26 protein-coding genes are annotated in these 23,988 nt (G+C 28.0%); 2 read left to right on the top strand and 24 right to left on the bottom strand.

What is annotated here, in order from left to right:
• The first annotated feature begins 58 nt into the window (after nt 1-58).
• On the top strand, nt 59-970 hold the full coding sequence (locus ARA56_RS13120) for a patatin-like phospholipase family protein (RefSeq protein WP_055267407.1): 912 nt from the start codon (nt 59-61) through the stop codon (nt 968-970).
• A 41-nt stretch (nt 971-1,011) separates the two neighbouring features.
• Here the strand turns inward: ARA56_RS13120 and lepA are convergent, their stop codons facing one another.
• The 5 genes from lepA to gpr form a co-directional block, all read right to left on the bottom strand.
• Nucleotides 1,012-2,817: a translation elongation factor 4 gene (lepA, locus tag ARA56_RS13115; protein ID WP_055267405.1), complete on the bottom strand. Its 1,806-nt coding sequence runs from the start codon at nt 2,815-2,817 to the stop codon at nt 1,012-1,014.
• A gap of 143 nt (nt 2,818-2,960) precedes the next feature.
• Nucleotides 2,961-3,395 (bottom strand): hypothetical protein, encoded by a 435-nt coding sequence (locus ARA56_RS13110; RefSeq protein ID WP_055267403.1) that lies wholly within the window; start codon nt 3,393-3,395, stop codon nt 2,961-2,963.
• A 68-nt stretch (nt 3,396-3,463) separates the two neighbouring features.
• On the bottom strand, nt 3,464-4,585 hold the full coding sequence (locus ARA56_RS13105) for a stage II sporulation protein P (protein WP_055267401.1): 1,122 nt from the start codon (nt 4,583-4,585) through the stop codon (nt 3,464-3,466).
• Nucleotides 4,586-4,798: 213 nt separating this feature from the next.
• Nucleotides 4,799-5,767 carry a stage II sporulation protein P gene (gene spoIIP, locus ARA56_RS13100; RefSeq protein WP_148315777.1) on the bottom strand — a complete coding sequence of 323 codons (969 nt, stop codon included), beginning with the start codon at nt 5,765-5,767 and terminating at the stop codon, nt 4,799-4,801.
• Between the two features lie 202 nt (nt 5,768-5,969).
• The gene (gene gpr / locus ARA56_RS13095) at nt 5,970-6,944 is read right to left on the bottom strand and encodes a GPR endopeptidase (protein ID WP_055267397.1); all 975 of its coding nucleotides are present in this window, start codon (nt 6,942-6,944) and stop codon (nt 5,970-5,972) included.
• 175 nt (nt 6,945-7,119) lie between these two features.
• Here gpr and rpsT point away from each other — a divergent pair, with 175 nt between their 5' ends.
• A complete protein-coding gene (gene rpsT / locus ARA56_RS13090) occupies nt 7,120-7,383 on the top strand; it encodes a 30S ribosomal protein S20 (protein WP_032117965.1) in 264 nt (87 codons plus the stop codon).
• 31 nt (nt 7,384-7,414) lie between these two features.
• On the opposite strand, the gene holA is transcribed toward rpsT, so the two are convergent.
• From holA to ARA56_RS13000, 19 genes are all read right to left on the bottom strand, one after another.
• A complete protein-coding gene (gene holA, locus ARA56_RS13085; protein ID WP_055267395.1) occupies nt 7,415-8,446 on the bottom strand; it encodes a DNA polymerase III subunit delta in 1,032 nt (343 codons plus the stop codon).
• Between the two features lie 19 nt (nt 8,447-8,465).
• Nucleotides 8,466-10,160 carry a ComEC/Rec2 family competence protein gene (locus ARA56_RS13080; RefSeq protein ID WP_055267393.1) on the bottom strand — a complete coding sequence of 565 codons (1,695 nt, stop codon included), beginning with the start codon at nt 10,158-10,160 and terminating at the stop codon, nt 8,466-8,468.
• 90 nt (nt 10,161-10,250) lie between these two features.
• Complete coding sequence (locus tag ARA56_RS13075; RefSeq protein WP_055267391.1) at nt 10,251-10,571, bottom strand: hypothetical protein; 321 nt, start codon at nt 10,569-10,571, stop codon at nt 10,251-10,253.
• Nucleotides 10,572-10,601: 30 nt separating this feature from the next.
• Nucleotides 10,602-10,994, bottom strand: coding sequence for a YbaN family protein (locus ARA56_RS13070; RefSeq protein WP_055267389.1), 393 nt, complete (start codon nt 10,992-10,994; stop codon nt 10,602-10,604).
• A 13-nt stretch (nt 10,995-11,007) separates the two neighbouring features.
• Entirely contained in the window at nt 11,008-11,307 is a 300-nt protein-coding gene (locus ARA56_RS13065) for a nitrous oxide-stimulated promoter family protein (protein WP_055267387.1), read from the bottom strand.
• A 94-nt stretch (nt 11,308-11,401) separates the two neighbouring features.
• Nucleotides 11,402-13,072, bottom strand: a complete 1,671-nt coding sequence (gene cydC, locus ARA56_RS13060; RefSeq protein ID WP_055267385.1) for a thiol reductant ABC exporter subunit CydC — start codon at nt 13,070-13,072, stop codon at nt 11,402-11,404.
• 1 nt (nt 13,073) lies between these two features.
• Nucleotides 13,074-14,873 (bottom strand): ABC transporter ATP-binding protein/permease, encoded by a 1,800-nt coding sequence (locus ARA56_RS13055; protein ID WP_055267383.1) that lies wholly within the window; start codon nt 14,871-14,873, stop codon nt 13,074-13,076.
• 225 nt (nt 14,874-15,098) lie between these two features.
• Nucleotides 15,099-15,383 (bottom strand): DUF2325 domain-containing protein, encoded by a 285-nt coding sequence (locus tag ARA56_RS13050; RefSeq protein ID WP_055267381.1) that lies wholly within the window; start codon nt 15,381-15,383, stop codon nt 15,099-15,101.
• 43 nt (nt 15,384-15,426) lie between these two features.
• Entirely contained in the window at nt 15,427-16,065 is a 639-nt protein-coding gene (locus ARA56_RS13045) for a DUF3793 family protein (RefSeq protein WP_055267379.1), read from the bottom strand.
• A gap of 237 nt (nt 16,066-16,302) precedes the next feature.
• Nucleotides 16,303-16,461 (bottom strand): DUF1540 domain-containing protein, encoded by a 159-nt coding sequence (locus tag ARA56_RS16330; RefSeq protein WP_070205701.1) that lies wholly within the window; start codon nt 16,459-16,461, stop codon nt 16,303-16,305.
• 319 nt (nt 16,462-16,780) lie between these two features.
• Nucleotides 16,781-17,155, bottom strand: coding sequence for a NifB/NifX family molybdenum-iron cluster-binding protein (locus ARA56_RS13040; protein ID WP_055267377.1), 375 nt, complete (start codon nt 17,153-17,155; stop codon nt 16,781-16,783).
• A 4-nt stretch (nt 17,156-17,159) separates the two neighbouring features.
• Nucleotides 17,160-17,543 (bottom strand): ArsR/SmtB family transcription factor, encoded by a 384-nt coding sequence (locus ARA56_RS13035; protein ID WP_055267375.1) that lies wholly within the window; start codon nt 17,541-17,543, stop codon nt 17,160-17,162.
• Between the two features lie 118 nt (nt 17,544-17,661).
• The gene (gene spoVAE / locus ARA56_RS13030) at nt 17,662-18,018 is read right to left on the bottom strand and encodes a stage V sporulation protein AE (RefSeq protein WP_055267373.1); all 357 of its coding nucleotides are present in this window, start codon (nt 18,016-18,018) and stop codon (nt 17,662-17,664) included.
• A 44-nt stretch (nt 18,019-18,062) separates the two neighbouring features.
• Nucleotides 18,063-19,082 carry a stage V sporulation protein AD gene (gene spoVAD, locus ARA56_RS13025; protein WP_055267372.1) on the bottom strand — a complete coding sequence of 340 codons (1,020 nt, stop codon included), beginning with the start codon at nt 19,080-19,082 and terminating at the stop codon, nt 18,063-18,065.
• Between the two features lie 9 nt (nt 19,083-19,091).
• Entirely contained in the window at nt 19,092-19,556 is a 465-nt protein-coding gene (spoVAC, locus tag ARA56_RS13020; RefSeq protein WP_055267478.1) for a stage V sporulation protein AC, read from the bottom strand.
• A gap of 205 nt (nt 19,557-19,761) precedes the next feature.
• Nucleotides 19,762-20,520, bottom strand: a complete 759-nt coding sequence (gene sigF, locus ARA56_RS13015) for an RNA polymerase sporulation sigma factor SigF (RefSeq protein ID WP_055267370.1) — start codon at nt 20,518-20,520, stop codon at nt 19,762-19,764.
• Nucleotides 20,521-20,538: 18 nt separating this feature from the next.
• The gene (gene spoIIAB, locus ARA56_RS13010) at nt 20,539-20,961 is read right to left on the bottom strand and encodes an anti-sigma F factor (protein WP_055267368.1); all 423 of its coding nucleotides are present in this window, start codon (nt 20,959-20,961) and stop codon (nt 20,539-20,541) included.
• A gap of 13 nt (nt 20,962-20,974) precedes the next feature.
• Nucleotides 20,975-21,310: an anti-sigma F factor antagonist gene (spoIIAA, locus tag ARA56_RS13005; protein ID WP_055267366.1), complete on the bottom strand. Its 336-nt coding sequence runs from the start codon at nt 21,308-21,310 to the stop codon at nt 20,975-20,977.
• A gap of 167 nt (nt 21,311-21,477) precedes the next feature.
• On the bottom strand, nt 21,478-23,775 hold the full coding sequence (locus ARA56_RS13000; RefSeq protein WP_055267364.1) for an AAA family ATPase: 2,298 nt from the start codon (nt 23,773-23,775) through the stop codon (nt 21,478-21,480).
• Nucleotides 23,776-23,988: the final 213 nt, after the last annotated feature.

Below are 23,988 nucleotides of genomic sequence, written 5' to 3'. Positions count from 1 at the left end.
TCATATAAAACATTTTTGAATAAAATAATATATATTAATCTTAAGGAGTAAATTTCCATTGAAGAATTTTAAAATTCTATCTTTTGACGGTGGTGGTATAAAAGGTGCTCTTTCAACTAGAATAATTCTTAGATTAACTCAAAAATATCCTACTTTATTAGAAGATATAGATTTATTTGCTGGCACCTCAACCGGTTCAATAATTGCACTATATTTAGCATATTCAAAAAATTCTTATGCAATTGATAATCTTTACAATGAAGAAAATATAAAAAAAATATTTTCAAAAAAAAGACCGAATTTTTTTATACCCAAATTTAGCAGTAAAAATTTATTAAAAGAACTGAAAGCTAACTTTCCAGAAGACTTAAAATTAAAAGATTTACATCCTTATGTTTTTATTCCTACCTTTAGCACTAACGGCTTCACATCAAACTCTTGGGAACCAGTTTTTTTAAATAATTTAACTGATAATACTACTGCTGAATTCTCTGTTATTGATGCTGCACTTGCTAGTTCTGCTGCTCCTACATATTTCCCATCTCATAAAGGCTTTATAGATGGGGGAGTTGTTGTAAATAATCCTACTCCAATAGCTTCATTCTTTGCACTTAGTAAACTGGATTCTATAAGTAGTTCTAGTCAACTAAGAATACTTTCTATAGGTACTGGTAACTATCCAAATAAAATTGCCTCTAATACAGCTAAATGGGGTATGCTTCAATGGGCATTTGATCCATTTATAAGCATTAAATCTCCTATATTAACTATTCTTTTAGAAGGCTCTAGTCTAGTTGAAGATATTTATTGCAAAGAATTATTTATGCAAAATTATTTTAGATTAAATCCAATAATTCCTGATCATATTGAAATGGATGATTACAAAAAAGTTTCTCTCTTAAAAAATATTGCTGATTCTCTTGATTTAACAGAGCTTTATAATTATATAGATAATATTTTTTATAAATAAATAAGGAGCTGTTCACTTTGTCAACAGCTCCTTTATATATATTAGTCTACTTTTAATACAGCCATAAATGCTTCTTGTGGAACTTCAACAGAACCTACCTGTCTCATTCTCTTCTTACCTTCTTTTTGCTTTTCAAGAAGCTTCTTCTTTCTTGATATATCTCCACCATAACATTTAGCAAGTACGTCTTTTCTCATCGCTTTAACAGTTTCTCTTGCTATAACTTTAGAACCTACAGCAGCTTGAATTGGTACTTCAAACATTTGTCTTGGAATTATTTCCTTTAACTTTTCTGCTATACCTCTACCTTTATGATAAGCTCTTTCTTTTGGAACAATCATAGATAATGCATCTACTACATCTCCATTTAGTAATATATCAAGCTTAACAAGTTCAGTTCTTGCATAACCTTTTAATTCATAATCAAATGATGCATATCCTCTTGTTCTTGATTTTAATGTGTCAAAGAAATCATAAACTATTTCATTTAATGGAATATCATAAGCTATAGAAACTCTTGTTTCTTCTAGATATTGCATATCAATAAATGTTCCTCTTCTTTCTTGACATAAATCCATTATAGCTCCAACGTAATCAGTTGGTGATATTATGTTAGCCTTAACTACTGGCTCTTCCATAAAATCTATCTCTGTTGGTTCTGGTAAATTAGTTGGATTCGTAAGTTCTATCATCTCTCCATTAGTCTTTGTAACTTTATAAATAACTGATGGAGCAGTAGTAATAATATCTAAATTAAATTCTCTTTCAATTCTTTCTTGAATTATTTCCATATGAAGTAATCCTAAGAATCCGCATCTAAATCCAAATCCTAAAGCTATTGATGTTTCTGGTTCGAAATCTAAAGCAGCATCATTTATTTGTAGTTTTTCTAATGCTTCTTTTAATTCATCATATTTAGCACCATCTACTGGATATATACCTGAGTAAACCATTGGTACTGCTTTCTTATACCCTGGAAGTGCATGTTCAGTTGGTCTATCTGCTTCTGTTATAGTGTCACCAACTCTTGCGTCTGCAACATTTTTAATTGAAGCTGTTATATAACCAACATCTCCAGCCATTAACTCACCTATTGGTAATAGTCTTGGAGTAAATACTCCCACTTCTGTTACATCATAAACCTTATTTGTGTTCATAAGCTTAATCTTTGTACCAGGCTTAACTTTACCATCAATTACTCTTACATAGCATACTACACCTTTGTAGCTATCATAGTATGAATCAAATATTAAACATTTTAATGGTGCTTCTTCATCACCTGATGGCGCTGGAACTTTTTCTACTATCGTTTCTAAAACATCTTCTACATTTAAACCTGTTTTTGCAGATATCATAGGTGCATCATGAGCTTCTATTCCTATAACATCTTCAATTTCTTGCTTAACTTCATCAGGTCTTGCTGATGCTAAGTCAACTTTATTTATAACAGGAGCTATTTCAAGATCGTTATCTAATGCTAAATAACAGTTAGCTAAAGTTTGTGCTTGTATTCCTTGAGTTGCATCTACAACTAATACAGCTCCTTCACATGCAGCTAAGCTTCTTGAAACCTCATATGTAAAGTCTACGTGACCTGGAGTATCAATAAGGTTTAATATGTATTCTTCACCATTCGGACGTCTATAAACCAGTCTTGCTGCTTGAGATTTAATAGTTATTCCTCTTTCTTTTTCAATCTCCATATTATCAAGAACTTGTTCTTCCATTTCTCTTTGGGTAAGGGTTCCTGTTATCTCTAATAGTCTATCTGCTAATGTTGATTTACCATGATCTATATGAGCTACTATTGAGAAATTTCTTATCTTTGATTGTCTATTACTTTGCATATATCTTAACTACTTTAAACAATAAAGCAGCTTTTTCACCCCCATTTAATTAAATCAAGCTAAATTATAACATATATCACCGAGGAGGTGTCAAGAATATTGGGTTATAACTATAACTTATTACTGTGTAATTATTAAAAATATTATTCACCTTCTAAAGAATTAATAAAATCTTCAACTACGTTTTCCAATTCACCCTTATTTTCTATTTCCTTAACATTTTCTTTGCTCTCTGTTTTTTCATTAAACTTTTCTTCTATTTTCTTATAACTATTTTTAAAAAAATCTATAACAGGATTAAAAATTTTCAAAAACGGATTATTTTTGGTTAAATTAATTTCTTTTTTATTTATTTTTACTGTTGCAGAATTATCTCCCTCTTCTCCTAAATAAATTTTCATCGGCGATTTATCCATAATAAATTCTGAAAAATCCTCACCAAATTCTTCATTTATTTTATTAAAATTATCTTGGAAATTCCCCACAGGAGATAGAATTTCTGTATTTATTATATTTATTTTTATTACACTTACTATTATTAATATTGCAATTATACAAAATATAAAATACTTTTTCATAAAAAAAGCACCCCCTAACTTACTAGCTATAAGGATGCTCACTTTTTTATAATTTTATTCAATTATTTTTACTCTTTAAAGTACTCTGCTATTACTCTTGCCATATACTTAGCTGAAAGTTTTGCCTCAACTGATGTATTTACATTTGCTCCTACTTCCCAAACGACAATGTTATCACTCAAACTCATATTAAATCCATTTATACCTCCAATTTCATAATGGAATATGTCTTTATTTCTCATAAGTCCTGGAAATAAATTGTTTGTTATTCCTGCTAAACTACTAGCTAAAGCTGTATTAGCTTCCAATCTACTACTATTTACACTTGTTACAAACATTATTCTAGCTAAATCTTGTCCATTTATATTAGCTGTCACAAGATTCTTATCTTCCACAGAATCTCTGTGTAAATCTATTATCAAATCAAAATCTCCATATTCATTTAGATAATTTTGAAGGGTCTCCTGTGACCTATCATAACATACAGTATAATTATTATCATGAATAGTCTTATCATGTATTACTGTTATTCCATAGCCTTCTTCTAACTCTTTAGCTAAAACATCTCCGACACCTATTACATTAATATCTTCATTATCGGTATTCCATCTAGCATCTGATCCTATTTCTGCATAACCTTCATGGCTATGAGTATGATATATTAGAACTTTAATATTTAAAGGTTCTAATATGGCCTTTAAATTTGGATCAAAAGCCTCACTTACTGCATTTAATTGCGCTAAATCTTCCTCCGTAACCTTAGCTATACTATTTTCACTTACTTCATATCGTGATAAAAACGGTATACTTGATTTACTTGTTACTTCCGGATTTCCTATATTCTTAAATAAACTTATCTCATTTCCTATAATGCTAGAAGTACTTATTTTAGTTAATCCTAATGTTTCTGCAATAACCTTCTTTAATGTTAGTTTGCTTTCATAATGAACACTTTCATCATAAACTGTTGTCTCGACTACAGGCATAGAAAAATTTAATAATTGAACATATGGCAAAGCCCCTCTTTCACTATAGCTATTTATAACATTAAAAGCTCTAAAGGCTAAAAATATAACAATCAAAATCATAACTATATATCCAATACTAAATTTTGTTTTTCCTCTTGCCCTAAGATTATTTATAGGTCCTCCTCTGTTAAACTTAAAGTTATTTGAATAATATCTTTCCATGTAAATATCCCTCCATACTTTTAAGTAAAAATCTAAATCTTAAATTTAGTTATTTGAACTTACATATATAAACTCATGTGAGTAGCATGTTTCTTTTATTATGTATATGAGGGTTTTACATAATTATTAATACAAACCAAAAATATTTCATACATCAAATTCTTAACTTTAATTATAAAAAAATTAGTAAAAGCTTTTAAAAAGACATTTTGCTTATTTATCTTTTAAATACTCTGCTATAATTCTTGCTATATATTTAGTGCTTCTTTTTGCATCTTCTATACTATTTTCATTTGTTCCTAACTCTATAAGTATCATGTTATCACTTAACCCTAAATTATTTCCATATATCCCACTAGGTCTATCTAAAATTGGCATTCCACTCAATAGTGTAGGAAATACTCCTTCTGCTATACTTGTAAATTGTTGTGCTAATTCCATATTAGCTATATACCTTGGACTATTTTGTGCTGTTACAAACATAATTCTCGCTAAGTCTTCACCATTCAAATTAACAGTAGTCATACTTTCAGTAGCAGAGTTTCTATGAAGATCTATTATAAGATCAAAATCTCCATATTCCTGCAAATACATTTCAACTGTTTTATATGATTGCTCGTAACATTTAGTATAATCAATATCATGTATTGTCTTATCATTTATCACCGATATTCCATATCCCTCTTCAAGCTCTTTTGTTAAAACATCACCAACCCCCATTATATTTAAGCTATTATCAAAGGAATTCCAATTCCCTTTAGCCCCAATCTCTGAATATCCTTCTTGACTATGAGTGTAATGGAGCAAAATTTTCTTATTTAATCCTTCTAATTCTAATTCTAATTTTAATTTTGGATCATAAGCTGCACTAACCTTATTAAATACACCAGACTCTTCTTCATTAACCATCACCATGCTATTTTCACTCAATTCATAAGGTGAAAAAAAAGGTAAAATAGGTTTAGTTGCAGTTTCTGTTATATTAAAAGTACTATCTATCTTAATATTTTTAAAGAAACTTATTTCATTACTTATAATCCCATAGGTACTTATATTCTTTACTCCTAAAGTTTCTATAACTACCTCTTTCAAATCTAATTTATTTTCTATATATACACCTTCATCATAAGCCTGAACTTCTACTATTGGCATAGAAAAATTTAATAGTTGTACATACGGCAAACTTCCTCGTTCACTATTACTATTTATAACTAAAAAAAATCTAAAAGAAAAAATAGAATCACTATAAAAAATATTATATATTTGACCCTAAAACCTTTTCTTTTTGCAATTTTATTTCTTATATCTATATACCCTTTCAAATAAAAATCCCCCCTTACACTTTATGTATATGGGAGGATTGACATAATCATTCACCACTAGACTAATTTAGAAATTTATTTATATCTTCTAATTCCATATCTGGTTGAATTGCTATGTTTATTCCATTTGCTACAACTTTAGCTAAATTTTCTACAACTAAATCTACATCTTTAGGTGTAACCATAAGTTCTCCAACAAAAGGAGTCAATACTTCTCTTATTAATGCATTCTTTTCTGCACGATCTACTGAATGTAGCATATTATAGAACTCCTTACCTGTTTCTGCTTTACTAATTAGTTCATCTAATAATAAATCCATAGTATCATTAACTATAGTAGCTGCATGGACAACTGTAGGAACTCCTACTGCTATTACTTTACATCCTAAACTTTCTTCATTTATTTGCATTCTATGATTTCCTACACCAGCTCCTGGAGAAATTCCTGTATCTCCAATTTGTATAGTTCTATTAACTCTTTCAAGCTTTCTAGCTCCTAATGCATCTACACAGATTACTAAACTTGGTTTTATCCTATCTACTAAAGATTTAACTATCTCCCCTGTTTCCACTCCTGTTATTCCTAAAACACCTGGAGCCAATGCACATACAGGTCTTACAGAATCATCTATAGCATCTGGCATTAATTCTTTAATATGTCTTGTTACCATTGTTTTTTCAACAACTTTTGGACCTAATGCGTCTGGTGTAACATTCCAATTTCCTAATCCAACTACTAATACTAACTTATCTTTATCTATATCTACTAATTTCTTCAAAGTTTTACCAAAAACTTTTGATACTTCATCCATGCTTTCACCGTCATATAGTGCAAAATCTGGAATATCAAGGGTTATATAGTGGCCTTTTGGCTTTCCAAGTTCACGTCCAGCCTCATCACTTTCTATAGTTACAGTGGTAATTTTAACCTCTCCTTCATATTCTTCGTCAACTTTCACGCCATCCAATTCTCTCTTATTTTCTTCTGTATATGCTTGCTTAGCCTCGATTGCGAGGTCTGTTCTTATATTAATCATATCTTTCCTCCTTAGCTTTTCTTATATCATCAAAATTATTTTCCCAAATAACTTTTAATTTCATACTTGAACTTACAAAGTTTCGGTGTTATAATAACTTATGTTAAAAATGAACTCGTACGCAGATTCCCCAAAAACTGCAGAGGCCCTATAAAATTTTAAGGGGGTGAATTGAATGGCAAACATAAAATCAGCAAAGAAAAGAATTAAAGTTACTGAAAAGAAGACTTTAGAAAACAGAATGGTTAAATCAGCTTTAAAAACTGCTATAAAGAAGTTTGAAGCTGCTGTAGCTGCTAACAACGCTGAAGAAGCTAAAGCTTTATTCGTTAAAGCTGCTAAGTCTTTAGACATGGCTGCTCAAAAAGGAACTGTTCACAAGAACATGGCTGCTAGAAAGAAATCAAGATTAGCTGCAAAATTAAACGCTATGGCGTAATAAATAAAAGCCGGTGAATAATCACCGGCTATTATTTTACCATAAATGTTTTAAAAAGCATAAGTTCCATTTCAGTTTGCTTATCTGATGCTGATGATTTTAATTTATTTTCTGTATCAACACATATCTTTATAAGCTCATTTAATTGTTTTAAATTAAATTTTTGACATTGATTCATTATTTTTTCACACACAAATTGTGGTAATCTGTATTTACTCATAAAAAAGTCTACTCTTTTACCCTTAGATAAATACACCTTAAATTCATACAATCTCTTAAAATGATTTTGTATAGATGTTATTATAAGCATGTGCTGATCTGCCTTAAATAATAATTCATCTAATAAATCTAACGCTTTTTCGACTTTTCTTTGTGATATGTATTCAACTAAATCAAATATATCATCTTCACTTTTAGAATTTAATAATTTATCTATATCTTCTTTTGTTATTTCTCTCCCCCATGCATATGCATCTAATTTTTCTATTTCTCTTTTAATAATGTCAAAATTATTAGCTACTTTATCTGCAAAATATTTAACTTGAATTTTACCAATAGCTCTTCCTTTATCTTTAAACATATCTTCAATTTTCTTATAATATTTGTCTTTTTTTAATTTATCACAATGAACTACCTTCATATATTTATCTAAACTTGATAACTTTTTATTTTTTTTAGGATTTTCTCTTTTATCATTAAATAAATAATACATTATAAGGATAGTATCTGGAGTCATATTTTTTACATAATTCGAAACTTCAGTATAAATTTTAGTACCTTCTTTATCTGTTTTTTCTCTTAAAAAATTGGCTCTATAAACAATAACAACCTTTTTATCTCCAAAAAAAGACATAGTCTCACAAGCATTTTCTATTTCCTGGCAAGTTGTTTGCAATCCATCAAGCTTTATTAAATTTAAGTCTAATGAATCCTTACTTATAGTTCTTTTTACTATCGAATCAATACTCTCCTTGATTAACTCTTCATCTAATCCACAAAATATATATGAGTTAGCTATTTTATTTTTTTTAATTTCATCTTCAAACTGTTCTAAATTTATCAAGATTATTTTTCTCTCCTTATCACCTTGAAATTACTTTATCATCAAATATAATTACTTCTTGCAAGTCACCTGTGCTGAAATCTATTATATCATATTCAGTATCTATTTTCTCTTTATTCACCACTAACATATATTCTTTTTTAACAGTTTCTAATTTATAATTTTTTCCTTCCTTTTTTATTATTATTTTATCTTTTATGTTTATCTCATTAAAATCTTTATAAATATTATCCGACATAGTTATTTTTTTAAGCTTTACTTTATCTACTAATGCTTTTGTCTGAATTAATATATTCTCACCTCTAAAGCTAACTAATAATGCTCCTTCTTTATAATATCTTATATTAGGAATAGGATTATAATTTAATATAAAAATATATATTAATGATATTATCGGTAGCAATATAAACTTTTTATAACCTTTCCTATAAAAATAATAAGAAATTATAAGAATAGAATAAAAAAATGCTATTGTAAAATTTAAATATAATATATCAATTTTATAATCCCAGAAAAAGTCCATTATATTATCTATAAATTTAATACACCAATAACATAGATATAATAAATAATTAAATACTGGAGTAATTTTATAAAATATCAATAGTAAATTTCCTATAAGCACTAAGATATTAATAATAGGTATTATGAAGATATTTCCTATCAAAAAATTTAGAGAAAATTCATTAAAACTATATATTAAAATAGGAAATGTCAATATTTGTGCTGATATAGATACCGATACTACTTCTCTAATCTTCTTAGGTAACTTATATAATTTTTTATTTAGTTTTTTATTAAATAATATTATTCCTAAAGTAGCTAAAAAGGATAAAACAAATCCTAAACTAAACAAATCGTATGGTCTTACTATTAATAAGATTATTCCAGCTAAAGATATCGCTGCTATTGGGTTATAATTTCTCTTAACTACTAAAGCAAAGTTCATTATCAGTATCATAATATAAGCTCTCACAGTAGACGGAGATGCCCCTGTAAATAATACATATGCTAAAGCTATAACTAAACTTAATTTACTACCAAATAGCTTCTTTAGTATTCCATATACAATAGCCATATGAAGCCCTGAGACGGCTATAGCATGTGAAATACCAAATACCTTCATATCATCTCTATCTTCATTGTCAAGGGCCTCAGAGTATCCAAAAGCTACTGATGTAATAAAGCCTGCTTTCCTTCTCCCTAACTTAGATTTTATTGCTTCATATAATCTTTCTCTTCTATAGTATAAATAACTTATAAAATCCTTTTTTAAAACATTATAATTTTCAACCTTGTACTCACCTATTATTCCTTTAGATAAATCTAGATTTTTATTAAATTTTCCTATTGCTAATATTTTATCTCCAACAACTAATTCATCACTTTCTATGTCTAAGTATACATTTCTCCCACCAATTTTACCTCTAACATAGTATGATTTTATAGTATCTATTCTTATCTCTTCAATATTATCTGGAATATAGTTGTAAAATTGATGATTATTAAATAATCCTACTGCAAAAAATAAAGAAATAATAGCAGTAATAAAAATACCTTTATAAAACAGTAACAACAGAAAAAAGCCACTGACAATCGCAATTGCCAGCAGCTTATCACTACTATATGTTTTATAGAAAAAAGATGATAGGATAAAAACTAAAAAAATGTAAGGTAGGGGATTATTTAAATCTATATCTATCTCTGATTTCATAATGGCAACACCTCATTTAATAAGTTTTGCCATATTAGCCTTATCTAAATCATTTTTAACCTATATCCCTATAAGTTAAATACATTATTTTTAAAGAAATTTTATGCTTACAAATAAATATACGAAAAATGATAGTGTAGCTATAATATGAAGCTTTCTATATAACTTAGGATTATTTTTAAAGAAATATCCTGTAAGTCCTATTAATATCATTATAATAGAAAAGCCTATATATTTTATAAAATCCGGTTGCCCAAATTTCTGGATTAACGCTATTATCATTGCTAATATTGATACGCTCCCTATAGCTATATGAGCTTTAATGTATTTATTCTTTCTAATTTTTAAAATCTTTGGTATATAATATAATATTAATGCCAGCATAAAAAATGATGACGATATTCTTTCCATAATACTTTCTCCTTTGTATAAATATATATCCTAATTAACTTTTTCCACTTGTGGTTTTATAGTCTTAATTCTAAACGTAAAGTAATAAAGTTTAAAAAGTATAAGACATACTAAAAATATTCTTAAATGTAGATTATCTATTAATATCATTGGGAAAGCTAGCATAAAATCAGCAAAAGCTAATAAGCACACTTTCTGTTTCAAAGTCATTGCTCTTTCGTTAACAAAACTTTCTAAATGCTTCTTATATACTTTTGTATTTGTAAACCATATATTAAATTTTTCAGATCCTCTAGCAAAACAGAATGATGCTAAAAGCAAAAATGGTGTTGTTGGCAATATCGGTAATGCTACCCCTATGGCCCCTAGTGCAAAAGCAATTAATCCTACAGTTATATAAATATACTTCTTTATCTTATTCATCTTAATATCCTCCCTACTTATTTAATGCATGTTTCATTAATTCTACTGGGTTATAAATTATAAGTCTCGGTCCTGAAAATTTCATAACTTTTTTGACTTTTTCCTTCATATCCTTTTTATAGCAATGTATAGGACATCTCGAACAAGTAGATTTATTTTCACCGAATTTGCAATAACTTAATCTTTTATGAGCATATTCTAATAGCTCCTGACACTCATCACACAGTTGCCCATCTTTCATTCCATGTTTTTTTCTGCAATATATATCTATCATTAATTTAATAGTTTTCTTTTCCCTATCAATTCTCCCCATTATTAATTTCTCCTATCACAAATATTATTGATAATCATTATCACCTAACAATTAAAATTAAAGAGGACTTTTAAATCCTCTTTATTTCATATAATTAATTCAACACAAGCTTGCTATTTTCTAGCTTATAAGTTTTATTACATACTGCTGTAGTTGATTTTCTATGAGATATAAGAACTATTGTTTTATCCTCACAGTTTTCTTTTATAGATTTTAAAATTTCACCTTCGTTTAAAGTATCTAAATTACTTGTAGGCTCATCTAATATTAATACGTCTCCATCGCTTAAGAACGCTCTTGCAAGACCTATTCTCTGCTTTTCTCCTGATGAAAGATTTCCTCCAAGCTCTCCAACTTTTGTATCATATCCCTTTGGCAGACTTTCAATAAATTCATGTATTGAAGCCATTTTAGCTGCCTTTACAACCTCTTCCTTTGATGCTTTGATATTTCCTATTTTAATATTATCTAAAATTGATTCATTAAATAGATATGTTTCCTGACTTACTAAAGTCTGGCTACTTCTTATAGAGTCTGTTGCAACCTCTTTAATATCCTTATTATCAAGCTTAATCTTACCTTCATTAACGTCCCAGAATCTCATCATAAGCTTAACAAATGTACTTTTTCCAATTCCACTCTCACCTATAAGTGCAATCTTATCACCTTTTTCAATATGAACAGATGTATTATCGAATATTTTTTCTTTTCTATTTGGATAAGAGAATGTTACATCTTCATAAGATATTGAATCACCATTTACTGCATGCCCTTCTAAAACTTCTTCTACATGAGGTTCTTCATCTATAAGATCAAATAATCTTTCTGCACATGCAAAAGTCTGAAGTAATGTATTAGATAAATTACTTAAAGCAACTACTGGTCCGAATGATGATGCTATTACTACTATTCCTACTAACATCCATGTAAATGAAAGTTTTCCTACTGAATATTGTTGGAATCCTACACCTACAAAAGTTAATATAGCAACCATTATAGTTAAATCAGTTATAGCTCTTATTATTCCTTCATGTTCTTTTATCTTATCAAGACTTTCGTTTATTCTATGAGATTTTGAATTAATCTCTTTTAATCTTTCTTCACCATTTCCAAATAATAAAACTTCCTTTAACCCTCTTAAAGAATCAAGTATATAGTTATTACATTCACCAAACATGTTTCTATAAGCTACTCCAGCTTCTTTTCCAAGACTTGATGAAGCATATGGTATAACGAATCCTACTATTAAGAAGAATACTACTGATAATAATCCAAACCATGGGTTTATCATATATAGAATTACTGCAATTATACTGTTTGTTATTACTGCAATTGATATTGGAGCTATAGTATGAGCATAGAATACTTCTAAAAGCTCTATATCCGATGTAATAAGTGATATAAGATTACCTTTTTCTTGACCTTCTAGTTTTGCAGGAGCAAGTTTTCTAAGCTTACCAAATATCTTATCTCTTAATATATATAGTATTTTAAATGCTATGTAGTGACCAGATAACTGTTCAGCATATCTTAAAAATCCTCTAAATACTGCACTTAAAACCATAACTACCATAGCACCTGTAAAGCTTATGAATGTTATATCTCCTATAAGTGTGCCTATAGCTATTGCACCAAAGCTTGCTATTGCTATTGCTGCTAAAAATCCTATAACACCCATGCTTATAGTTATTAGCATAATTGGAGCTAACGGTTTTAATTCAACTATTAGCCTTTTCATTATCTGGAAGCCTGATCTTCTTTTCATATTAGCAAACCTCCCTTATCATTTCTAATTCATTTTGTTTATTAACCATATCATAATAATGTTTCTTATCATTCATTAACTCTTCATGAGTTCCATTTTCAACTAATATACCTTTATTCATAACATATATTTGTTTTGCATCTACAACATTAGCTAATCTATGAGATATTACTAAAATAGTTTTATCTTTAGAAAGTTCATAAATAGCTTCCCAAATACTTTCTTCACTTTCAACGTCTATATTAGATGTTGCTTCGTCAAATATTATCATATCTTTATTTGCAAGTATTACTCTAGCTAATGCTAATCTTTGTTTTTGACCACCTGATAAAGCACTACCTGCTTGTCCAATATCTGTTAATAAACCATCTTTTAAGCCAGCTACAAAATCAAATAATCTAGCTGTTTTTAATGCTTTATCAATTTCTTCTTGAGTTGCATCTTTCTTAGCCATTAAAAGGTTATCTAAAATAGTTCCATTAAATATATAACTATTAGTTGATACTAAAGCTATATTTTCATAAATATTATCTAATGATATATTTTCAATATTATTTTTGTTTAATAAAATTTCTCCACTTGTTACTTTGTAATTATTTAATATAAGTGATGCTATTGTACTCTTACCAGAACCACTTTCCCCTACTATAGCAACTAATCCACCTGGAGTAATCTCCATATTTATATTATTTAATACTTTTCTTTCACCATCATAGCTGAAATCAACGTTCTTTAATTCTACTGAAATTTCTTCAAATTTAGTGTTTTCTTTAACAGTTATATTTTTTTCTCTTTCTTCTGCATCTAAAATTCCAAACATTCTATCACTAGCTGCCATACCATTCATTGCAATATGGAAATATGACCCTAAAAGTCTTAATGGAATAAAGAATTCTGAAGAAAGTAATATTATTATAAGTAAGCTTCCTACAGGAATTTCACCATTATTAAATTGATGTAAAGCTACTATAGTTCCTGCTGCTGCTCCACCAAAAGCTACTAAATCCATAATAGTTATTGAATTAAGCTGCATACTTAAAACTTTCATTGTTATCTTTCTAAACTTTTCAGACTCTGTATTCATTTTTTCATGTCTTTCTTCATCGATATTAAATACTTTTAAAGTAGTTAATCCTTGAAGATTTTCTAAGAAAGTTCCACCTAAGTCAGAGTAAGATTTCCAATAATCTTTTAATATTCTCTTTGCAATCTTTTGGATAGCTATTATTGATACTGGTATAAGCGGTACACATAAAATAAATACTAATGCAGCTTTAAATGATATAAAGCTCATAAAAATAAATAGTGTTACTGGTACTAATAATGCATAGAATAATTGAGATAAATATTTACCGAAGTATATTTCTAACTGTTCTACACCTTCAACTGCAACTTGTACTACAGCTGATGTACTTTCTACTGAAGTATAACCTGTTCCAAGTTTTAATAATTTCTTATATATAAGTTCTCTTAATGTTACTCTTGCATTTGCTGATGCTGCATTAGAAAACTTAGCATATAAAATATTGCTTAAATATCTTATAGCTAACAACATAACAATTATTGCTACTGCTCCTAATAATGAAATTGGTCCAACTACCTTAAATTCTGCCATAGCAGCAAAAATATTACTATTGATTAAATTTAATCTTTCTCCTAAATATATCTTATTAATAAATTGCCCTATTAAAATTATAATTACTATATTACATAGCACTGCGATCCAATTTGCTAATATAGTAAGTGCTATATACTTTTTTGAATCTTTACAAAGGTTAATTAACCTTTTATTTATCATCATAATATCGTCCTCCATTGATATTTCGTTTTAATTGATAACTCTTATCACCTTATTTAATATACACTAATTGATAATTATTATCAAGTTGTTTTTTAACAATATTTCAAACTTTTTCTTTAAAATAAAAAAGTACTTATAATCATTTTAATTATAAGTACTTTTATAAGTCTATCTTTATAAAATTGACTCTTTTCTTGTTAATTGTTATAAGCATATCAATACCTTCTAATTAGATGCTATTTGTTTAATTACTGTTTCTAATGAATTCACTGTACTCTTATGATTTCTAATCACTGTTATATTTTTCTTGTCTGCTTCTTTTTTAGCTGCTAATACTAATTTATGCGATACTACATCTGTTAACAATATTACCGCATCTGGTTTTCCTATTTTATTTCTAAACCCAGTTTCCATCTGTGTAAAAACTTTAGCCTTACAATTATATTTTTTACACATATCAATATACTGCTTGCTCATTCTATCATGTCCACCAACAATTACTATACTCATACATACTCACCCTTCTTTTATATTGGTTAATTATAGTTAATTTTTATACTGCTACACCATCCAACTCACTTATAATATTTTTTAAATTGCAAAATACCTTGTGAGCAGAATCCCCTTTTAAAATATACTTCACAGTTTTTTCTTTTATCATGTCGTAAGTATTAAAAACTTCTTTGGCAGTACTATAATCGTTATACACTCTCCAATACCCACAAGCTAAACACTTCTTAGTACTACAATTCATAAAGTCTTTTACATCTTCAAGAGGATACCCTAAAAAAACTCCTAATTCATGAGGGCAGTTAAATTCATTATATCTTCTTTTTAATTTTTCTAAATAAATATCTAAATCATTTTCATCACTATATCCAATCTTATTTAAAAAATGCTTATTTTCTTGTTTAAATATATAATTAGATAATTGTTTTTTATCGTATACTAAAATAATTAATGCATTTTCACATTCTCTCAAGCTAATATAGTTTATGTCTATAGACTTCAAAAATTTTTCTCCATACTTGCACCATTTTTCATAAATACTATCAATACCTTTTTTTAGCGTTATTGTTGCCGACGGTTTTGCTTCTGATATCACTAGAGATGCATTAAAAATCAAAAACTTTTCAATACATTCTCTTTCTTCCATATTGTTTAAACTTTTGTAAAAACCTATTGTACTCATTCTTAACTCCTATACTCCAACCTCTATTTAACATTGATATTCATTCTCAATTACTTAATATTTTATATTATGCTTTTTTCCTTGTCAATATGAATGTATATATTTTCAAAAATATACCCTTGTAATTTTGTAGTTCTATTATTACATTTTATTTTTAATATTTATTTCATACTCTTTATCTTAGAAAAGAGAGAAAATCTATCATTAGATTATCTCTCTTACAGTTATTTTATTTTGCTATTTTAATACAAATGATTTACAATCTGTACATTCAGGAACTGTAGGATTTGCTTCATGAGTTCCAACTTGTATAGCATTTAATGTACAATAATCTGCTGAGTTAGCATGATGCTTGCATTGTTGTACGCTACATTTGATACTTTCATTTTTATTCATTTTTACACCTCCCTTGTCATCAACACTAATATTATTCTTCTATTAACCTTTAATTATTCATTAATTTATTACTAAGCTTTTTAAATCTCTCCCTTTTGAAACTTCTTATTTATGACTATATTTATTTTCGTTTTTTATTTCTAATATTTCTATACTAAGATATGATTTCCCCACTCTGTTAATATACTCTTAATATTTGTAAATCAAATGCTTTTTAATTTTATCTATCTATTTCTGTATTTGATTTTAATTAAAGAATTCATAAAAAAACAGGATTTAATTTAAAAATTAAATCCTACTTTTTTTCCTATATTCTATATTATTTATGACTTCCACAATCGTGATGAACACAAATATTCGAATTATCAAATTCTTTTAGTTCATTTTTATTAATTAATTCTATATTTTTTTCTACTGTTCCATCAGTAGCTTTAAATACTTTTATTCCCATAGACTTTAGTTTGCTAATAGCTCCTTGCCCTATTCCTGAAACTACAATAGCATCAACTACTTCTCCGCATAAAGCTTTAATAGGTTGGCATTTACCGTGCTCATGATCTAAGTTACCGTTGTTTATAGTTTTTACTTCCTTTGTCTCAGAATCAACTACTATAAACATTTTAGCACTTCCAAAGTGATTATATGGGATACTGTTCATTCCTTCATTAGTGTTAATTGGAAAACAAACTTTCATATTTTTAATCCTCCTTTAAAATATTCTTACAGCAATTTTTCATTGACTTACAACTATTCTTGCAAACAGAAATATCGAAGCTATTTTCTTCTTCATTTAACCCGTCACTTATTAAATTGAAATCATCATTAATTAACCCTTTTATAAAATTAATAGATTTTTCTAATGATTCTCTATTTAGTTCATACATAAGATGATATCCTCTTTTATATCCAACTATTAAAGAAGATTCCTTAAGTACTTTTATATGTTGTGACACAGCTGCTTCTGATATATTTAAATGCTTAGCTATTCCTTTAGCACAGATGTTTTTATGAGAAACTAATATTAAGATTTTTAATCTTGTTTCATCCGCTATAGCTTTAAAAATTTTTATTCTTTCTTCCATAGGTACCTCTTTATTTAATTAAGCAATTACTTAATTAAAGTATATTCCTATATTTTCCCAATTTCAAGTGTAAATAAAAAAATAACTTCTAAAAAAATTTTAGAAGTTATTTTTTAGATTATTGTTTAGTTTTAGGATTAAAAATTACAGCCATTAAATATCCAAAAAAGATTGCTGCTGTAATGCCACCAGCAGCTCCAGTTATTCCACCAGTAAAGGCTCCTAATAATCCATCTTTTTCAACACCTTCAATAGCTGCTTTAGCTAACGAATTTCCAAAGCTAGGTAATGGAATTGTAGCACCTGCTCCTCCTATTTCTATTAGCTTATCATATAACCCAAAGCCACCTAAAATTGCTCCTATTGTTACAAAAGCAACTAATATTCTTGCTGGAGTCAACTTAGTTGTATCCATTAATATTTGTGCAATTACACAAATTAAACCACCTACTACAAACGCACTTATATAATCCACTTATAATTTAGTAAACTACCTTTAGTCTACTAAAATTCACCTCCTTAATCAATTTCAATAGCAACTGCATGAGCTATTCCTGGAATAGATTCACCTTGAAGAGATGTTGTTGGACTCATTAAAGCTCCTGTAGATACCAGTAGCATCTTTTTTATCTCTCTTCTCATTAATTTCTTATAAAAATATCCACATGTAACTACTGCAGAGCAACCACATCCACTTCCACCTGAATCAGTTTTTTGTCTTTCATCATCAAAAATCATGTCTCCACAATCTACATAAACATCTTTAATATCATATCCATATTCAAGTAATAGTTTTTCTGTAATCTCTTTACCTACTTTACCTAAATCTCCTGTAGCTATAACATCATAATCACTTGGTTTTCTTCCTGTATCCTTAAAATGATTATAGATAGTATCAACTGCAGCTGGTGCCATTGCTGCTCCCATATTATTTGAATCTTTTTCACCGTAGTCTTTAACAACACCAGTAGTAACATATGTAACCTTTGGAAAATCTCCATAATTTGAAAGTACCATAGCACCTGATCCAGTAACAGTCCATTGTGCTGTTGGATTTCTTTGTGATCCATATTCTAATGGAAATCTAAATTGTCTTTCTGCTGAACTAAAATGTGATGATGTAGATGCTACTACATATCTTGCAAAACCACCATCTACAAATAAAGATGCCATACTTAATGATTCTGCCATAGTTGAACATGCACCATATAAACCAAAGAAAGGTATATTTAATTCTCTTGCTGCATATCCTGACGAAACTATTTGATTTAAAAGATCCCCTGCAAAAAGATAATCTATATCTTCTTCTTTTAAATTTGCTCCTGAAATAGCTCCTTTTATAGCTGTATACATCATTTTTGATTCTGCTTTTTCGAAACTATCTTTTCCTAAAGTATCGTCATTAATAATCTCATGAAAATACTCTTTTAATGGACCGTCACCTTCTTTAGGTCCTACTATTGAGAATGTTGAAATTATCTTCGGAGGATTTTGTAGTTTTATAGTTTGTTTTCCTATTTTTTTTGCTGCTGAAGTCATAATTACCTCCTATATCATTCCAAATAATTTTAATACATAATATACTAAACCTACTAGGACTGAAGTACCTATTCCATATACAAGAACTGGGCCTGCTATAGTAAACATTTTTGCTGCTACTCCAAATACAAATCCTTCTTTTTTGAATTCTATTGCTGGAGCAACCATTGCATTAGCAAAACCAGTAATAGGAACTACAGTTCCAGCACCTCCAAAAGTGGCTATCTTATCATATACACCTAATCCTGTTAACAATGCTCCTAGAAAAACCATTATTACAGGAAGCCACTTTTTAGCCTCTTCTTCTGGGATTCCATATTTAATTAGCATATTCAAAATAAATTGGCCAATTGTACATATAATTCCACCTACTATGAATGCTAATATGATATTTTTAAAATATTTTGGCTTAGGTTTTGCTTGCTTACTAAGATCTTGAAATTCATTTAATATCTTTTCTTCTTTCTTAGAAATGTCAGCCATAATAATCTCTCCTTCCTAACATATATGTATTATTCCTCTAAACTCAAAAAAAATGCCTAAAAAAGCTAATTCTCTAGTATATTTATCTATTAAATTTTTTTATTATTAATAAATAAAAAAACACCATATACACTTTAATGTGTTTTAGGTGTTTTACTTACTTCTTTTATTTATTCTATTTTTCATTTTCTTTAGTTTACACATCCTCTAATTTGCTTTTCATTTGCATTAGTACTTTCTTTTCTATTCTCGATACTTGAACTTGACTTATACCTAATAATTTTGCAACTTGAACTTGCGTTTTATCTTTAAAATATCTTAGCATAATTATTTGCCTTGATTTATCATCTAGACCTCTTAATGCCTCTTTTAACGCAATCTTATTTATCATACCACTATCTTCTTCACCATTTTCACTTAATTTATCTATTAATAAAACTGGTGACCCATCATCTTGATGTATTGTATCATAAAGATATGATAATCCACTTGCTGATTCCATAGCAAAGACTATATCTTCTTTATCAATACCTGCATACTCTGATAATTCATCAACAGATGGTTCTCTTCCTAGCTTTTTAGTAAGAATTTCTCTATCAAAATGTATCTTTCTTGCTAAACTCTTTACATTCCTACTTACTTTTATCATTCCATCATCTCTTATGAATCTCTTAATCTCACCGATTATCATAGGAACAGCGTAAGTAGAAAACTTTACATTATATTTATTATCGAAGTTTTTAATAGCTTTAACTAAACCTATAGATCCAATTTGAAAAATATCCTCATAGTCATAGCCCCTATTTAGAAACTTCTTACTAATTGATGATACTAGTGGCAAATTCATCTCTATTAATATATTCATTGCATCTTTATCACCATCTTTAGCTAACAGTATTAATTGAGAATTATCATTGTAATTAAAGTCTTCTTTTCTTACATTACCATTTTTCATAATACTCCCCTAACATAATTAATTAAATTTTTTCTTCATGATAACTCTTGTACCTTTTCCAAATTCACTTTCTACATTTAAACTATCCATAAATGTTTCCATAACAGTAAAGCCCATTCCTGATCTTTCTAGGTCTGGTCTTGATGTATAAAGAGGCTCTCTTGCTTGTTCTACATCTTTTATTCCTCTACCATTATCTATTATAGTTATAGTTACTTCATTACTACTAATTGATGCTTCTATCCTAATTATTCCCTCTTTTTTATTTTCGTAACCATGAATTATAGAATTTGTTACAGCTTCTGAAACTGCAGTCTTAATATCAGCTAACTCATCTATAGTCGGGTCTAATTGAGAAACAAATGCAGCTACTGCTACTCTTGCAAACCCTTCATTTTCTGACCTACTTACAAATTCTATACATACTTTGTTATCTAACATAAAAACCCCTCCATTAAATGCATTTAATAGCTTCTTCTAAATTTTCGTAACTATTAATGATTTTATATAATCCTGATAGCTTAAATACCTTATCAACTCTGTTATTTACTTCAACAATACATACATTTCCATTACGCCCTTGAAGTTTCTTAGACCTTCCTATAACTACACCTATTCCTGAACTATCCATAAAAGTAACATCTTTAAAATTCATAACTAATGATTTAATATTATCTCTGTCTATTCTATCATCTATCTTAACTCTTACTTCTTCAGCACTATGATGATCTAATTCACCAATTAAATAAACAATTAAAGTGTTATCTTGTTTATCAAAATTTAGATACATATTAATCAACTCTAAATATATTATTTAGAGTTACACCCCCTTTTTCTTCCTTCTTTTTCCATAATTTTAACATAATGTATGTTAAGTAGTCAACTTTTATTACATCTTATAATTTAAAATTTAATTATAAAAAGGTATCATTCACCCAATGATACCTTTTTATAACTTCAACATTTTTTAGATTTATATTTATTTATTTCATTATTTACTTCTTCATAGAATTTATCTATAGTTTCTCCTTCACTTAATAACAATACTTCTATAGCATCATTTAATGTTTCCATTTCATATAAATGAAATTTATTTTCCAGTATAGCTTTTTCAACATTCGGAGTTAAAGTAATTTCATCTTTGTTAGCTGCTGGTAGTAAAACCCCTTTTCCTTCTATAGTATCTATTATCTCGCAAACTCTATAAAATCCTTCTATTTTCTCATTTATTCCACCAATAGCCTGAACTTCTCCAAACTGATTTACTGAACCAGTTACTGCTATATTTTGTTTTATTGGTTTTCTACTAAGAGCAGATAATATTGATATTATTTCAGCAATAGATGCACTATCTCCTTCAACCAATCCATAAGTCTGTTCAAAGCTTAAATGAAAATCTACAGGAATTTCTTCATATGGATTTAAAATATTAGTTAATAACCCTTTTAATATATTTATAGATTTTTCATGAATCTTTCCGCTTAGATTACTTTCCTTTTGAATATCTACAATTCTTCCTGTACCTTTATATGCAACACAAGTTATTCTCATAGGTTTTCCAAAAGTATAATATCCAGTATCTAGCACAGCTAGTCCATTAATAGCTCCTATTCTTTCTCCTTTAACTGAAATTAATATCTTTTTTTCATTGTATAATTTCATCATTTCTTTTAATATAGCTTCTTCTTCATAAGCAACTTCTATTATTTCTTTCTCTGTTATTTTATCACTCTTAGTTTCAACTGCATAATGGTTAGCTAATAATAATAACCTTTCTATAGTATACTTTTCTACAAATAATTTATTTTTACAACTAGCTTTTCTAGATAAATATTTAAAAATCTCTCTTAATCCATTACTAGTTACTTTTAATAACTCTTCTTTTCTTATCTTATTATTTATTTCACTTGTTACAGTCTTTATAACATCATCAGTTATTTCAACAATAGGAGAAAACTCTGCTCTTAAAGGGAATAATTTTCTAAAGTCTTCATCTGAATTATATAAAATATCGTATGAATCATAATCACCAATTATAATTACTTTAACTTTTATAGGTATAGGTGCCGGCTTAAGTCCACTGACATTAATAAATTCCATATAACTTTTATTGTTATCAAAAGATAATGTATTAGATAATAGTATCTTCTTTAAATAGTAATAACTTGAAGGATTTGTAGCTAAAGAGCTTAACCTTAAAATTAAACATCCTTCATTAGCTTTTAATAATGATCCTGCTGTTATTAATGATATGTCTGTAGTATAAACTCCATTATGATTTTCATACTCTATTGTTCCAATCAAATTATTTAAGTTAGGATCTTCTTCAAAAATAACTGGTGGACAAGGACTCTTACTATTATCTACTATAACTTTAACATCATATTTATTTAGAACTTCATATATTTCATTTTCATCGTCTTCAAGACTCATGGTATAGCACTCTACAATATTTTCTTCTATAGATGTAAATAATTTTTCTAAATACTCGTAAGAATCATCATCTGTTATAAATTCTATTAAGGCTTCATCCTTATATTCTTCCATATTATTAATTAAAAACTTAGTGTATATTTTTTTAAGCTTTTTCATAGACTTCATCTCTAAATTTTTTAGTTCTTCTAGAACAACCTCTGCTCTCTTTTTTAGCTTGCCTGCATTTTCAACTATTATTTCTTTCTTATCATCATCTAGGCTATCATATTCTTTTTCTGTCATTGCCTCTTCCCCATTCAAAGGAATAAATGCAAACCCCTTAGAACTAGCCTTTACTTCAAACCCCTCTTTCTTTGCTGATTCTATAAGCTCATTTATACACTCATTTCTTCTTCCTTGAATCTCTTCTACTAAAAAGTCCTTCTCTTCTTCTGTTGACTCCCTATAAAAATCATCTATTGTTTCTAAGTATGCATTTTTAATTCCTTCCACCGTTTCCTTTAATTTGTTTCCCTTTCCATTTGAAACAAATATAGCTTCTGGCTTTTTCTCATCCCCTATAGTTACGTAGCAAATATCTTTTGGTGAATTTAGATCTTTATATTCATTTTCAATATAACTAATTAATTCTTTTAACTTATCTTTTGAAAATGAATCTATTAAATATAAATTATATCCCTCTTTATCTATGCTTAGTGCTCTACTAATCCTCTTATATGCTTCATTAAATTCTGGAATCCCCTGTATCTCCTTAAATTCATCGTTTTCTGGTATTGATAAGTCAAACAATATTTCGTTTGGATTTAGTTCTTTTCTCATAAACCTCCTATCCAAAGTATAACTTGATTAAAATCAGTAGTTTTTACCTTTATACAGTTATATATTATATTAATATTCTCATATCTAAATTTTAGGTAATGTTTTTTCTTAAAACTAAAATTTATTTTTAGGCTCTGTTAGATTAAATTGTTGATTTGATACATAATAAAGGTTGTCCAATAAGACAACCTTTATTTACTTATTATATTATAA

It is taken from the genome of Clostridium disporicum, assembly GCF_001405015.1.
Lineage (GTDB): Bacteria > Bacillota > Clostridia > Clostridiales > Clostridiaceae > Clostridium > Clostridium disporicum_B.
Note: the sequence above shows the minus strand (reverse complement) of the source record. Positions and strands in the feature narration are given on the sequence as shown.